Origin of the sequence: Runella sp. CRIBMP, from assembly GCF_009905605.1 — a bacterium.
Lineage (GTDB): Bacteria > Bacteroidota > Bacteroidia > Cytophagales > Spirosomataceae > Runella.
In genome coordinates this window covers 487,295-500,989 of the sequence record NZ_JAAAKZ010000001.1, presented here as the reverse complement: position 1 = coordinate 500,989, position 13,695 = coordinate 487,295, and the positions used below count along the sequence as shown (strand labels likewise).

The 13,695-nt window shown below is 45.5% G+C and carries 12 protein-coding genes; 9 read left to right on the top strand and 3 right to left on the bottom strand.

The window, feature by feature from the left end; genetic code table 11:
* Positions 1-5: 5 nt before the first annotated feature.
* Complete coding sequence (locus tag GVN20_RS02080) at positions 6-425, bottom strand: DUF3592 domain-containing protein (protein WP_166556737.1); 420 nt, start codon at positions 423-425, stop codon at positions 6-8.
* 14 nt (positions 426-439) lie between these two features.
* Entirely contained in the window at positions 440-760 is a 321-nt protein-coding gene (locus GVN20_RS02075) for a hypothetical protein (protein ID WP_166556736.1), read from the bottom strand.
* A 341-nt stretch (positions 761-1,101) separates the two neighbouring features.
* Between GVN20_RS02075 and GVN20_RS02070 the strand changes: the two genes are divergently transcribed.
* The 7 genes from GVN20_RS02070 (at position 1,102) to GVN20_RS02040 (ending at position 10,530) form a co-directional block, all read left to right on the top strand.
* Positions 1,102-1,533, top strand: a complete 432-nt coding sequence (locus tag GVN20_RS02070) for a hypothetical protein (protein WP_166556735.1) — start codon at positions 1,102-1,104, stop codon at positions 1,531-1,533.
* Positions 1,534-1,601: 68 nt separating this feature from the next.
* Positions 1,602-2,027, top strand: a complete 426-nt coding sequence (locus GVN20_RS02065; protein ID WP_166556734.1) for a hypothetical protein — start codon at positions 1,602-1,604, stop codon at positions 2,025-2,027.
* 449 nt (positions 2,028-2,476) lie between these two features.
* Positions 2,477-5,128: an alanine--tRNA ligase gene (alaS, locus tag GVN20_RS02060; protein WP_166556733.1), complete on the top strand. Its 2,652-nt coding sequence runs from the start codon at positions 2,477-2,479 to the stop codon at positions 5,126-5,128.
* Between the two features lie 229 nt (positions 5,129-5,357).
* Positions 5,358-6,701 carry an ATP-binding protein gene (locus GVN20_RS02055; RefSeq protein WP_166556732.1) on the top strand — a complete coding sequence of 448 codons (1,344 nt, stop codon included), beginning with the start codon at positions 5,358-5,360 and terminating at the stop codon, positions 6,699-6,701.
* A gap of 153 nt (positions 6,702-6,854) precedes the next feature.
* Complete coding sequence (locus GVN20_RS02050) at positions 6,855-7,424, top strand: serine protease (RefSeq protein WP_166556731.1); 570 nt, start codon at positions 6,855-6,857, stop codon at positions 7,422-7,424.
* Positions 7,425-7,458: 34 nt separating this feature from the next.
* The gene (locus GVN20_RS02045; RefSeq protein ID WP_166556730.1) at positions 7,459-8,979 is read left to right on the top strand and encodes a flotillin family protein; all 1,521 of its coding nucleotides are present in this window, start codon (positions 7,459-7,461) and stop codon (positions 8,977-8,979) included.
* A gap of 168 nt (positions 8,980-9,147) precedes the next feature.
* A complete protein-coding gene (locus GVN20_RS02040; RefSeq protein WP_166556729.1) occupies positions 9,148-10,530 on the top strand; it encodes a sorbosone dehydrogenase family protein in 1,383 nt (460 codons plus the stop codon).
* 16 nt (positions 10,531-10,546) lie between these two features.
* On the opposite strand, the gene GVN20_RS02035 is transcribed toward GVN20_RS02040, so the two are convergent.
* On the bottom strand, positions 10,547-11,398 hold the full coding sequence (locus GVN20_RS02035; protein ID WP_166556728.1) for a hypothetical protein: 852 nt from the start codon (positions 11,396-11,398) through the stop codon (positions 10,547-10,549).
* 82 nt (positions 11,399-11,480) lie between these two features.
* Between GVN20_RS02035 and GVN20_RS02030 the strand changes: the two genes are divergently transcribed.
* Positions 11,481-12,575, top strand: coding sequence for an AI-2E family transporter (locus tag GVN20_RS02030; protein ID WP_166556727.1), 1,095 nt, complete (start codon positions 11,481-11,483; stop codon positions 12,573-12,575).
* 62 nt (positions 12,576-12,637) lie between these two features.
* Positions 12,638-13,690, top strand: coding sequence for an SO2930 family diheme c-type cytochrome (locus GVN20_RS02025; RefSeq protein ID WP_166556726.1), 1,053 nt, complete (start codon positions 12,638-12,640; stop codon positions 13,688-13,690).
* Positions 13,691-13,695: the final 5 nt, after the last annotated feature.

Sequence of the window (13,695 nt, the reverse complement as noted above, 5' to 3'; positions counted from 1 at the left end):
TTGCTTTAACTAAGAGCAATTTTCAATCCTGCTCCGATAAAAACCAGCCCAAATCCGCCTAAGATGACGGTCAATCCCCATAGTTCCCAAAACCCCGCGATTTTAGCATTGGCGGGGTTTTGTGTTTCGTAGCGAATCTTCACACGCTCCCCTTCTTGGTAGCTGCCGTTGCGGCGGGTACTTCCGACGCCATTGCGAAACTCTATTTTTTGGCCTTCTGCTGTCTCAAAAGCAATAACGGGATAAAACGTAGTTTCGCCGCGCGTTGACCTCACATAATCCCACCGAACCACGGTCCCCATTGCCGAGAGAGATTTGTTCATAAAAGCTTTATCACTTTTGTAGAAATTCCAGCTCACGGCTGCCATAATCAGCCCAATTAACGCAAACACTCCTCCCCCAATCAAAGAAGATGATTTTTTCATGTAAGTATGTCAGGCTAAGGCTTCTTAGGAAATTTTCTCTCCCCTCTACCTAAAGGATTAGGCATCCGATACACACTTCCGCTGTCTTGTAGCATTTTGATATCGGCGTTCGGCATGTTTTCGGGAGATTGCGCCAATAAAATTGGCATGTTGTCGATGTTGGCATAAGCCATGCTCGAATCTTGCGAAAAACGATACGAAACGGGAGGATAAAGCGGCGGATAAATCTTTTTGATTTTCAACGGCTTTGAAGGTGAAGGAATTCTCAGCTCCAGTTTTTGCGCCCACGCTACCGAAAATCCCAACACTAAAATAGAAGTAAGAATTATTTTCATAGCACTTAGGATAAGTTTTAAGCAAATATATAACGATTTGTTTTATATCAAAATCATTAAAACAAACTTTTGAAACTGTACTGTTTTGACACAATCCTGTGTGCAAAACTTTTATTGAAATGAGTATTTTTACGCTATGTTTTCAAACAAAAAGTATGCTTCTTTGTGGCTTTGAAATCTAACTAAAAAAGTGGCCGAAACCTGCGGATGTAGTGGATCAACATTACGTCAGAAAGTTTTGGAGGCTATACAACAAGGGCTTGGAAGACGTCGAAGAATAGGAATAAACCCAATCCCGTTAGAACAATTAATTTCTACTAATTCTGCAACCAATTTCTGTAATGACCATAACTAAAGCACTTATATTTATTTTGCTCTTTTTGATACAATCAGGATGCGAGCGAAAAGATATCATAGAGGCATATAATTTCACCGATATGTCTAAAGTAAGATACTTTTTTTACAAAATTCAACGAGAGGATAGTGTGGTGGATATAAATGTAAAAGGATATATGGATGGAAGCTTAGGGTTTGGCAAAACTATTTGTGGTGATACTACAGAATTCAAAGCAAGCCAAATAGCTATTAGCGTGGCACCCCCATTCGATAGCCTATACAAACAAAATTTTGCCCTTCACTCAGATTCAATCAATATTAAAAGGGTTGAAGAAGGTACTTCATCAGGTATTACACTTGCTGTAATGCTTGTTCCCGGTACAGCAAAGAAAGGCAAAATAGAGGTCGTGTTTCGCGAGCATGGTTACGGGTTTTAAGACGTTTAATAAATGCCCCACAGGTCACTTATGGAGTGGTTTGTGGGGCATTAAGTACCAAACAAGAAATGACAATTAAAAGAGTTTTTATCGGCATTTTGTTGGTACTGGTAGGATGCGAGCGGAAAGATATAATTGAGACGTATGTTTTCAGCGATATGACTAAAACCCAATATTTCTTTTACAAAATTAAGCGGGAAGATAGTATTGTGGATATAAACGTAAAAGGATACATGGATGGGAGCTTGGGGGTTATGGGCAAGGGACTTTGTTCTGATACTACAGAATTTAAAGCACGCAAAAGACCTATTAATATATCTCAAATAGATAGTCTTACTAGTAGATTTTACACTGTTCATACAGACTCAATCAAAGTTAAAGAAGTAGAAGAGGGAACTCAAGCAGGTCTTATTCTTGCTTTAGAATTCATTCAAGGCACAGCCAAAAAGGGTAAAATAGAGGTCGTCTTTCGGGAGCATGGGTATGGATTTTAATACTTTTCACAAATGCCCCACAAGTGGTTTGTAGGGCACAAATAGCCAAAGTAGCAATATTTTAACCGTACCTTTTTACCCCTCCGCAAAAATTTCTTATAGGTGAGTTTCAAACCCTGCTAACACACTCGAACGAACAAAGTTATGATCTTCAACCGAAGAAACAGCCGGTATCTTCCTTTTCAAATACATACACCAAAACCACTTCATTACAAGGGTCTACAATCCGGTTTTTGTGCGCACCAAGCGTTCATAGTCTTCTATCGTACGTTATTGCGCGTCTTCTACGCAAGTTAATCAAAGTCAAATCAGAAAGCTACGGCATTTTTCTCTAATTTTGCCCCCCAATTCAGGTAGTCAAATCATAATCTACTGACAGTTTAAACACTGCGATCTATGAGCTGTAAACCGTGAACTGTAAACTGTTGACTGTAAACTGTGAACCGAAGATGACTTCTCACGAAATCCGCCAAGCGTTTTTAGACTTTTTTAAGAGTAAAGGCCACCTCATTGTGCCCTCGGCACCGCTTGTGGCCAAAAATGACCCCACGCTCATGTTCAACAACTCGGGCATGGCGCAGTTCAAAGATTTCTTTTTGGGCAACGGCACGCCGCCAAGCAAGCGCATTGCCGATACCCAAAAATGTCTGCGCGTGAGCGGTAAGCACAACGACCTCGAAGACGTAGGTTTTGATACCTATCACCATACCATGTTTGAAATGTTGGGCAACTGGTCGTTTGGCGATTATTTCAAAAAAGAAGCCCTTGCGTGGTCGTGGGAATTGCTCACGGAAGTGTATAAACTGCCCAAAGAGCGCATTTACGTGTCGGTTTTCAAAGGCGATGAAAAAGACGGCGTTCCTTTTGACCAAGAAGCCTGGGATATTTGGAAAGAAATGGTGGGCGAAGACCGCATCATTTTGGGCAACAAAAAAGACAATTTCTGGGAAATGGGCGATACTGGTCCCTGCGGCCCTTGCTCAGAAATCCACATCGACCTCCGCGACCAAGCCGACGTAGATGCCAAGTCGGGCAAAGAGCTCGTCAACGCCGACCACCCGCAAGTGGTGGAAATTTGGAACAACGTATTTATGCAGTTTGAGCGCAAAGCCGACGGCTCATTGATTTCGTTACCTTCCAAGCACGTCGATACGGGCATGGGCTTTGAGCGCCTTTGCATGGCCATTCAGGGCAAAAAATCAAACTACGACACCGATATTTTCCAAAACACCATTCAGGTCATTGAGAAAATGTGCGGTAAAAAATACGGGGTAAACGGCACACTCAACACGACTGATTATACCGACATTGCCATGCGCGTCATTGCTGACCACCTGCGTGCGGTGAGCTTCGCCATTGCCGACGGGCAGTTACCATCCAACGCCAAAGCGGGCTATGTCATTCGTCGCATTCTGCGCCGGGCTATTCGCTATGGGTACTCGTATTTGGGCTTCACCGAGCCGTTTATGAGTCAGTTGGTACCAGTACTGGCCGAGCAGTTTAAGGATGTTTTCCCCGAACTCAAAGCACAGGAAGACTTCGTAACCCGCGTGGTAAATGAAGAAGAAAAGAGCTTTTTGCGTACGTTGGAAGCAGGTATCAAACGCTTTGAACTCATCAGCGCGCAAACACCCACGGGGGGGATCATCAACGGGGAAACGGTTTTTGAATTATCCGACACGTTTGGTTTTCCAGTAGATTTAACGGCTTTGTTAGCCAAAGAAAAAGGCTACAAAATCGACGAGGCTGGCTACGAAAAAGCATTGGCCGAACAAAAAAACCGCAGCCGTCAGGACGCCGCCAAAGAAGCTACCGACTGGGTAGAAGTAAGCGAAGGTGGCGATTTTGAGTTTGTGGGTTATGATACCCTCGAAGCAAACGCCCAAATCGTGAAATACCGAAAAGTAAAAACCAAAGCGGGCGAAGAATACCACATCGTGCTCGACCGCACGCCGTTTTATGCCGAAATGGGGGGACAAGTAGGAGATTCGGGAGAATTACGAGTTACGAATGACGAAGTACGAATCATTAATATCGTTGATACCAAGAAAGAAAATGATTTGTTTGTTCACATTTCCCGCGACAAAAATCTGGATGAAATTCTGAATACTCACTCTCCGCTCCTCGCTTCTGTAGATGCCCACCGCCGTCAGAACATCATGCGTAATCACACGGCTACGCACTTGATGCTGGCAGGTTTGCGGAAGGTGTTAGGCACGCACATTGTGCAAAAAGGTTCGTATCAAAACGACGAAGTAACGCGTTTTGACTTCTCACACTTCGCCAAAGTAACCGACGAGGAATTGAAGCAGGTAGAAGACATCGTAAACGCCAAGATTCGCGCCAACATTGCCCAAAAAACCTACGTCAATGTGCCGATTGATGAGGCCATCAAGAAAGGGGCAACGGCCACATTTGGTGAAAAATACGGCGATTTTGTCCGCGTAGTGGAGTTTGACCCGCAGTTTTCAGTTGAGCTTTGTGGGGGTACGCACGTGCCTTCAACGGGCGAGATTGCGCTTTTCAAGTTCACCTCCGAAGGCTCCGTATCGGCGGGCGTACGCCGCGTGGAAGCCGTAACGGGCGAAAAAGCACTGGAAATCATCAGCCGTCAGGCAGAAGTTATCAGCCAATTGGAAGAGTTGTTCAAGGGCCAAAAAGACGTGGTGAAAGCCGTAGAAAACCTGCTTTCGGAGAAGGCCACGTTGCTCAAACGCATTGAAGCCCTTGAAAACGAAAAGTTGCAACAAACCAAACAAGGTTTATTGGCTCAGGTAGAAACTAAAGGTGAAATTTCTGTCATCATTGCGCGGGTAGACGTAGCCAACGCAGATGCGCTCAAATCGCTGACGTACCAACTGAAAGAGTCACTCGGTACCTGTTTCATTGTATTGGGAACTGTACTCAACGGCAAGCCTCAATTAGCGGTGATGCTTTCGGAAGATTTGGTAGCACAGGGCAAACACGCAGGCAACATCGTCAAAGACCTCGCCAAAGAAGTCAAAGGCGGCGGCGGCGGACAGCCTTTCTTTGCCACCGCTGGCGGCTCCGACGCGAGCGGGCTTGATGCGGCTTTGGCGAAGGCACAGGGAATCGTGTAACGACTCCCTTTATTATCAATATCCTAACACCCCTGCTCTTATTCGGATGAATGAGGGTGGGGGTTTGTTTTTTTGCGGTAAAAACAAAACTCTCAATTGCCATAACTCACCCCTCCCCCAGCCACGATCAAAAAGCATTTTTCCTATTAAATCAAACAAAAAATATCCAAACTTACCTATTAAATCGAACAAAAAAGCTTTAAATTTGCCTATTAAATCTAACAAAAACATGATAAAGAGGCAATTAGAGACTTTCTTGTATGAGTGGAAAAATTCACCCTCTCGGAAGCCATTGATTTTGCGCGGGGCCAGGCAAGTAGGAAAAACTACCTTGGTGACACAGTTCGGAAAATCATTTGACCAATACCTCTATTTTAATTTAGAACGGGCCGCTGACCGCCAACTTTTCAATACCGTTGAAAACCTTGCTACGACGATACAATTGCTATTTTTAGCAAAGGGAGAAATCAAGAACAAAGACAAAAAAACGCTGATTTTCATTGATGAAGTGCAAGAATCTCCCAAAGTATTGGAGGCATTGCGATTTTTCTATGAAGATTATCCTCACCTCTACATTATCGTAACAGGTTCGTTGTTGGAATTTGCGATGGAACAAATCGCCCGTATGCCCGTAGGCAGGGTGGAATTTGCGGAATTACATCCAATCAACTTTCAAGAATACCTCAGTGGGATAGGAAATCAAGCACTACTAAATGCGCTCAACCATGTTCCGCTTGACAATCAATTACTTGCCGTAGTTTACCCAATTTTTCACGAATACGTGATGATCGGTGGCATGCCCAACATCACTTACAGCTATCTTCAAGATAAAAATCTAAGCCGAATCATCAGTTTGTATGCCTCTATCATTGAGGCTTACAAAGCCGATATTGAAAAATACGCCACCAACTTCACGCAGCGTACAATCTTGCGTCATGTCATGGATACCGCGCCGTTTGAGATAGACAACCGCATTATTTTCAACAACTTTGGCAATTCATCTTTCAAAACACGAGAAGTAAAAGAAGCAATTAATGCCTTAGAAAAAGCTAAAATATTAGAACTGATATACCCTACCACTAATGTTTCGTTACCTGCTTTACCCGATTTCAAAAAAAGCCCTCGTCTCCAATATTTAGATGTTGGATTGGTTAATTTTCAGTTGGGGCTACACCGCGAACTACTCGTTATCAATGACTTAAATGATAGCTCTCGCGGCAAACTTATTCAACAAGTAGTGGTGCAAGAACTCAAGTCATTGCGTTACTTACCCGATTCAGGGCTTCACTTTTGGGTACGCGAAGAAGGTGGAACATCTTCGGAGGTGGACTTGGTTTACCCTTACCGCAATCTGCTCATTCCTGTAGAAATCAAGTCAGGAGCAAGTGGTGCGCTACGTTCATTACACGAATTTATGGATCGTTGCCCCCACGATCTGGCAGTGCGCTTTTATGCAGGAAACATCTCCATCGACCGCGTTCAAACCCGTAAAGGCAAACCCTATCGCCTCCTCAATCTTCCCTACTTCTTAGCTGCTTGGTTAGAAAATTATTTGAGGTGGTTTGTTGTCTGATACCACTCATCCGATTCCTACAAGACATCATCCTCTAAATCCAAGGCCGTACCCTAAAATCACTTCCTGCGGCATAAGCAGGGCGTTATCTTTGTAGCGTCATTTTTTTACGACATAACCTAAACTTTTAACCACTGCATTTGCAGGCTGCACATGGATTTTTTAGAAAATGCCGACCCTTTTCTGAAGGGGCTTTGGTACATTACGCTCCCAGCCTCGCTGGTATTTTTGATTCAGACCGTGCTCACTTTCATGGGTGGAGATGCCTCTGATGGTTTGGATGCCGATTTTGACGGAGATTTATCACACGCAAGCGGGCCGTTTCAACTGTTTACGTTTCGCAACCTTATTCATTTTCTGCTCGGATTGGGATGGACAGGCGTCGGTTTTTACGAAATCATTGCCAATAAAATCATTTTGGTCATGGTATCAATGGCCGTGGGACTGGGGCTAGTCGGATTGTTTTTTGTTATTATTAAACAGATACGAAAGTTGAACCAAAACAATACCATGCGTATCGAAAATGCACTCGGGAAAGAAGCTCAGGTATACTTAACCATTCCTGCCCAACAAAAAGGTCACGGAAAAGTACACATAAGCATTCAACATACCCTCCGCGAACTTGATGCAGTAACCACTGGAGGCGTATTGCCGACAGGGGCTTCCGTAAAAGTCGTTGATATATTGCCCAATGGTGTACTGGTCGTAACCGAAATACTTTAAATCAATTCCTTATACTTTTAACACAAAACAACACATGACTCCATTGATTACGATTGCCGTGATTGCGGTGGTTATTTTTGCAACCATTACGGCTTTATTGACGCGTTATAAGCGCTGTCCTTCCGACAAAATTCTGGTCATTTATGGCCGCACGGGCACCGACAAAGACGGCTCTACCTCGTCGGCGCGCTGTATTCACGGCGGCGGGGCGTTTGTCTGGCCCGTGATTCAGGATTATTCTTTTCTAGATTTAAAGCCCATTTCCATCGAAGCCAACCTGACCAACGCCCTGAGCCGTCAGAACATTCGGATTGATGTACCGTGTCGTTTTACGGTCGCAATCTCAACCGAATCTGATAGCATGAACAACGCCGCCGAGCGCCTGTTGGGTTTGTCGATGCAGGAAATTCAGGAATTGGCCAAAGATATTTTGTTCGGCCAATTGCGTCTGGTGATTGCTACCATGACCATCGAAGAGATCAACTCCGACCGCGACAAGTTTTTGACCAACATTACCCACAATGTAGAAGCTGAATTGAAAAAAATCGGTCTTAAACTCATTAACGTCAACGTAACTGACCTGCGCGATGAATCGGGTTACATTGAGGCCCTCGGAAAGGAAGCGGCAGCTAAAGCCATCAATGAAGCCAAGATCAGCGTAGCCGAGCAGGAAAAAGTTGGGGAAATCGGAAAGGCCATTGCCGATCGTGACCGCGATACGCGCATTGCCGAAGCCCAGCGCGAACGCGACATTCAGATTGCTCAAACCAAAAAAGACAAAGAGGTGGTGATTGCCGCTACACTGCGCGACGAGGCAATCGGAAAAGCCGAAGCGGAAAAGGACACCCGTATCAAAATCTCGGAAGCCAACTCCATAGCCGTTCAGGGAGAAAACGAAGCTAAAATCACCATTGCCAACTCCGAAGCCTTGCGCCGCGAACGCGAAGCAGAAGCCAACCGTCGTGCCGGAGCCGCCGAAAAAGTACAACAGGCCAAGGCATTGGAAGAATCATACGTGGCTGAGCAAAAAGCCGAAGCCGCCCGGGCTGACCGCGAGCGTTCGTCACAATTGGCTAATACAATTGTACCAGCCGAAGTAGCCAAACAGCGCGCCATCATCGAAGCACAGGCCGAAGCTGAGCGTATCCGCGAACGCGCCAAAGGGGAAGCCGATGCCATCTACGCCAAAATGGAAGCCGAAGCAAAAGGTCTTTATGAAATCTTGACCAAACAAGCAGAAGGCTACAAAGAAGTAGTTAAAGCCGCCGGCGGCGATCCTTCAAAAGCGTTCCAATTGCTGTTGATCGAAAAATTACCCGAGCTGGTTAAGATTCAGGTAGAAGCTGTAAAAAACATAAAAATTGACAAAGTAACAGTTTGGGACAACGCCGGCGGAACCGCCGACGGCTCTACCACGGCCAATTTTATCTCTGGAATGATGAAGTCGGTGCCACCTCTGAATGACCTTTTTAATATGGCTGGACTCAATTTACCAGATTACTTGAAAGGTAAAGATGAAAGTCAAAAATTACCTCCACACCTACCTGAGCAATAAAAGGACATTTTTTATATACCTTTAATTCATTTTTTCACACACCCCCCTTTAATATTTTTGAGGGGGGTGTTTTTTTTAGCATCTTTATCGCTTGTTTAACCTGAATACGCTATAAAATTTTATATATCAGGCAAATAATAGGTCGACCATAAAAGCAGAATGTTCAATATGAACACCCCAAACAAGTACATATTTTACTTTATCTCCTTTTTTTTTCTCACAAAAATATACGCACAGCCCCCTATCCTTTCACTAGAAATATACCAAACAGGATTAACCCGTCCGACCGATATTCAATCGGCTGGTGATAGCCGGCTTTTTGTTTCTGAAATCGGTGGAAAAATAAAAATCATTCAAAACAACAGTATTCTATCGACGCCTTTCTTAGACATTAGTTCCAAAGTCGAGGACACACAATGGGCGGGCATTAATAGTTTTGCCTTTCATCCAAACTACGCTGAGAACGGCCGTTTTTATGTACTCTACATTCGAAAACCCGATAATGTTGTTCAACTCTCACAATTCCGAAAAAGTATCGGCAACGCTAATCTAGCCGATACCACCGAAACGCGTTTACTTACCATCCCACACATACTGAATATAGGCCACCGTGGAGGAGCAATCTGTTTTGGAGCAGATGGTTATTTATACATTTCCACTGGAGATGATGCCGATGGAGGAAGAGGCACGGTCGGAGACCCGCTCAACAATGCTCAAAATCTGTCCAAACTTTTCGGCAAAGTACTGCGCATTGACGTCAACGCTAACAATAACACCTACGCCATTCCAGCTTCTAATCCCTACCAAATGCCCAATGACGGCATTCGGGACGAAATCTGGGCGCGTGGACTCCGAAACCCTTGGCGGATGAGCTTCGACCGCTCAACCGGAGATTTATGGATTGGCGACAATGGGCAGGACGGCTGGGAGGAAATCGATTTTTTAGCCAAGGACGCACCAAGTGGAGCTAACTTCGGATGGCGGTGTTATGAAGGCAACCATCGGTATCTTCAACCCGTATGCGAAGATTCAATCAGTATGACTTTTCCCCTCCACGAATACGCGGGCTTCGCCAACAATGGCGGAGCCGGACGGTCAGTGATTGGCGGTTTTGTATATCGCGGCCAGCAATTCCCCGCCATGTACGGCCACTATATTTACACCGATTATATTTCAGGAAACTTTTGGGCTTTACGCCGCAACCCCAGCGGCGGCTACCAAAATGCGGCGCAATCCGTCACCCTTTCCAGCCCCGTTACTTTTGGGGAAGATTGGCAGGGAGAACTATATACGGCTTCGTTTTCGAATGGGAACATTTATAAAATAAAAGCCCAAAACTGCCCTTCTTCTATTACACTGACCCCTTTCGACCCGATAACGAGCAATAATACATTCAATGCAAGCAACTCAATCACCGCAACCAATGCAATTGCAAATGCCATCAACGTCACCTACACCGCTGGCAATTCTGTTGAATTGAAACCTGGATTTACGGCCGCGCAGGGCAGTGTTTTCAGCGCAAAAATCGGAACTTGTCCAACCGCCCCTTAAAGCTGCGGGATGCGTTTCAAAGCCTTTTTTTACTCCCTAAAAACATCTCCCCTTTCTGCTCATTGGTCAGGATAAAATCTTCGTTGTTAATAAAGACAATGGCCTCGGTTTGTCCTTGGGCAAACTTTAAGCAGTACAATGGCTTCCTGAAATTCATGCCTTGACTCACGTCAAAAAACAAGAGTTTTCCGTAGGTTAGTAGCACCAGCGTTTTTCCGTCGGGACTTACATCAGCCGCCGTCACCATGGCCTTGCTGTACACGCTGTCGATGGGTGCAACCGTGTACGTGCCGGCGCTATCGGGCACGGCGTACATTCTTACGTTGCGGTTAGTTGTACTGCGGTTTTTAGAGAACAAATACAATTTATTTTGATACCAAACGGTAGCCTCGCAATCAAAATTTTGCTCAACCGAAGGCGGTGGAAATGCTTTTTGGTCAGCATACGCCACGCGGATGGCCTCATATTGATTCAACTCATTGGGGTTAATTTTGTGGATGACAAGGTCTTTGCGTTGGTTGGCATTATTGCCCAAATCGGCGATGTAGAGATTCCCTTTGGTATCTTGTGCCAAATCTTCCCAGTCTGTATTCTTAAATTGAGGCAATTTCAACACCGTTTTCACCTTCCCTTCGTCGTTCACTTCATAGAGTTCGGCAGGATTATCACCGTCGTTATGTGTCCAAAAGGTCCGAGCTTCTCGGCCCAATGCCAAGCCTGACGTTTCCCGAAGTTCGAGAGGGAGCTGGCCGATTTTGACCATTTCGTAAACGCTATTTCCATTGACAAATCCAACATTTTTTTTTTCATTATGACAGTCACACAAAGCCACTCGCAGCGTAAAAGCCCACCAAATCAGTTTATGCATAATAAAAATGAGATTTTTTGGTTGTTTCGTCCAGTTTATTCCTAAATTTTCGTGCCATTTGGCTTTTACACCTTCTTAAAACATGCAAAAGTCGTTTCCGTTTTCTGTTCGCCTCGCTGGGTGGTTGCTCTCGGGCGTTATCATCGTTTACATTCTTTACGTACTCCGCGAAACTTTGGTTCCCCTTACGTTCTCGGTCCTTTTTGCGGTGTTATTGTACCCTATTTGTGCCTTATTGGAACGCTGGCGTATTCCGCGTATTGCGGCGATTTCTATTAGTTTAATCTTGTTTTTTGCGGTTTTGGTTGGCCTAATATACGTTGCTTCCGTTCAAATCATCAGTTTTGGGGAAGAATTACCTCGTTTGGAGAAAAAAGCCAATTTCTGGATTGACCAAGGACAAGATTTCTTGTCCGACAACTTTGGGATGAGCCGCCGCAAGCAACTCACCGAAGGCCGTAAGTACCTCACCGAGGCCCTCAAAAACAGCGCCTCTATCCTCACGGGTGCCGTGGCTACCACTACTGGCACGCTTGCATCGGCGGCGTTGGTGCCCTTATTTGTCTTTTTTTTCCTTTTATACCGTGATTTTTTTCGACGATTTTTCTACAAGGCCTTCAACGGTCGCCACAAACGCCGCGTCGATCAGGCCATTCGGCGAATTTATGAGGTCGTACAAGGCTACCTAGTTGGCTTGGTTTCGGTGATTTTGATTGTGGGCGTCATGAACTCGGCTGGGTTGTTGCTGCTGGGCGTACCACACGCAATCTTCTTTGGTTTCTTTGCCTCTTGCTTATTACTGATTCCTTACATTGGATTAATGATTGGCTCGTTGCTTCCTGCGCTGATGGCATTGGTGGCGCTCGATTCACCCATGTATGCTTTGGGCGTTTTAGGCGTTTTTGGGGTAATCCAGATTTTGGAAGGCAATTTTATTACGCCTTACATTGTGGGCTCTAAGGTAAGCGTCAACCCCTTAGCGGCCATGATTGTCTTGATTTTGGGGGGGCAATTATGGGGCGTATCTGGCTTGATATTGGCCCTGCCGATGACGGCCATTTTGAAAGTAATATTTGATTCGGTCGATGCCCTCAAACCGTTCGGTTATTTGCTCGGAGAAGCGGAAGACGGAAAGCCCATCAAACTCCCCATTCCGCCTTCGATGCTTGAGAAATAAGTGGTGAGAAGTCAGAGGCAGGATGTAAGTATTCATTATCATTCAAAATTCGTTATTCAACAATGAAATTGTTTTCGTTTGCCTTTTTTATCTTGTCAATTGCCCTTACTTTTTCATTTCGAAAAACATCCCCCTCGGCAGAGAGTACCTTTTTTACCCCTAAAGAAAAACTTTCAGAATACGGATTTTTTCGGGGCAAAATCGCAGACCAGCTTCCCGCCGAAGGGGTTGTGCCTTACCAGCTTAATACGCCGCTTTTTTCTGATTATGCCGAAAAATTGCGATTCGTAAAACTGCCTGCGGGTACAACCGTAGCCTATAATGCGGAGCGTGTACTTGACTTTCCCGTCGGAACCACCATTATCAAGACCTTTTATTATCCCAACGATTTTCGCAATCCCACCGCAGGGCGCCGCATCATGGAAACACGTCTGCTGGTTCACGAAGAATCGGGCTGGAAAGCGCTGGAATATGTCTGGAATGATGACCAAACCGACGCTTACCTCGAAGTAGCCGGAGAAACCAAAGAAGTGAGTTGGATTCATTCTGATGGCAAAAAACGCACTATTCAGTACGCAATGCCCAACCTAAATCAGTGCAAAGGCTGCCATAATCAAAATGAAAAAATGCAGCCCATCGGGCCGTCGGCAAGGCAATTGAATGGTGATTTTGAATATGGAGAAAAGGAAAACCAATTGGTCCATTGGCAAAAAGTAGGGCTTTTGACGGGACTGCCCACCCTTGCCGATGTGCCCAAAGCGCCCGTCTGGAATGACCCCGCTAGCGGCACCTTAGAGGCGCGGGCCCGGGCGTGGCTGGACATTAACTGTGCGCACTGCCACCGCAACGATGGCCCCGCCAAAACTTCCGGACTGCACCTCAACCACGACGAAACCGACGCCACCAAATGGGGAGTCATGAAAGCGCCCGTGGCCGCCGGCAGAGGCTCCGGCGGACGACAATACAGCATCGTACCTGGTCAACCCGAAAAATCCATTTTGCTGTATCGCATGGAATCCACCGACCCTGGCGAAATGATGCCTGAACTCGGCCGCAAAACCACGCATACCGAAGGCGTAGCGCTGGTGCGAGAGTGGATCAGGTCATTGAAGTGAGGTTT

Coding starts and splice junctions, on each gene's coding strand:
- GVN20_RS02080 (WP_166556737.1), bottom strand. CDS start 425: ATGAAAAAATCATCTTCTTTGATTGGGGGAGGAGTGTTTGCGTTAATT.
- GVN20_RS02075 (WP_166556736.1), bottom strand. CDS start 760: ATGAAAATAATTCTTACTTCTATTTTAGTGTTGGGATTTTCGGTAGCG.
- GVN20_RS02070 (WP_166556735.1), top strand. CDS start 1,102: ATGACCATAACTAAAGCACTTATATTTATTTTGCTCTTTTTGATACAA.
- GVN20_RS02065 (WP_166556734.1), top strand. CDS start 1,602: ATGACAATTAAAAGAGTTTTTATCGGCATTTTGTTGGTACTGGTAGGA.
- alaS (WP_166556733.1), top strand. CDS start 2,477: ATGACTTCTCACGAAATCCGCCAAGCGTTTTTAGACTTTTTTAAGAGT.
- GVN20_RS02055 (WP_166556732.1), top strand. CDS start 5,358: ATGATAAAGAGGCAATTAGAGACTTTCTTGTATGAGTGGAAAAATTCA.
- GVN20_RS02050 (WP_166556731.1), top strand. CDS start 6,855: ATGGATTTTTTAGAAAATGCCGACCCTTTTCTGAAGGGGCTTTGGTAC.
- GVN20_RS02045 (WP_166556730.1), top strand. CDS start 7,459: ATGACTCCATTGATTACGATTGCCGTGATTGCGGTGGTTATTTTTGCA.
- GVN20_RS02040 (WP_166556729.1), top strand. CDS start 9,148: ATGAACACCCCAAACAAGTACATATTTTACTTTATCTCCTTTTTTTTT.
- GVN20_RS02035 (WP_166556728.1), bottom strand. CDS start 11,398: ATGCATAAACTGATTTGGTGGGCTTTTACGCTGCGAGTGGCTTTGTGT.
- GVN20_RS02030 (WP_166556727.1), top strand. CDS start 11,481: ATGCAAAAGTCGTTTCCGTTTTCTGTTCGCCTCGCTGGGTGGTTGCTC.
- GVN20_RS02025 (WP_166556726.1), top strand. CDS start 12,638: ATGAAATTGTTTTCGTTTGCCTTTTTTATCTTGTCAATTGCCCTTACT.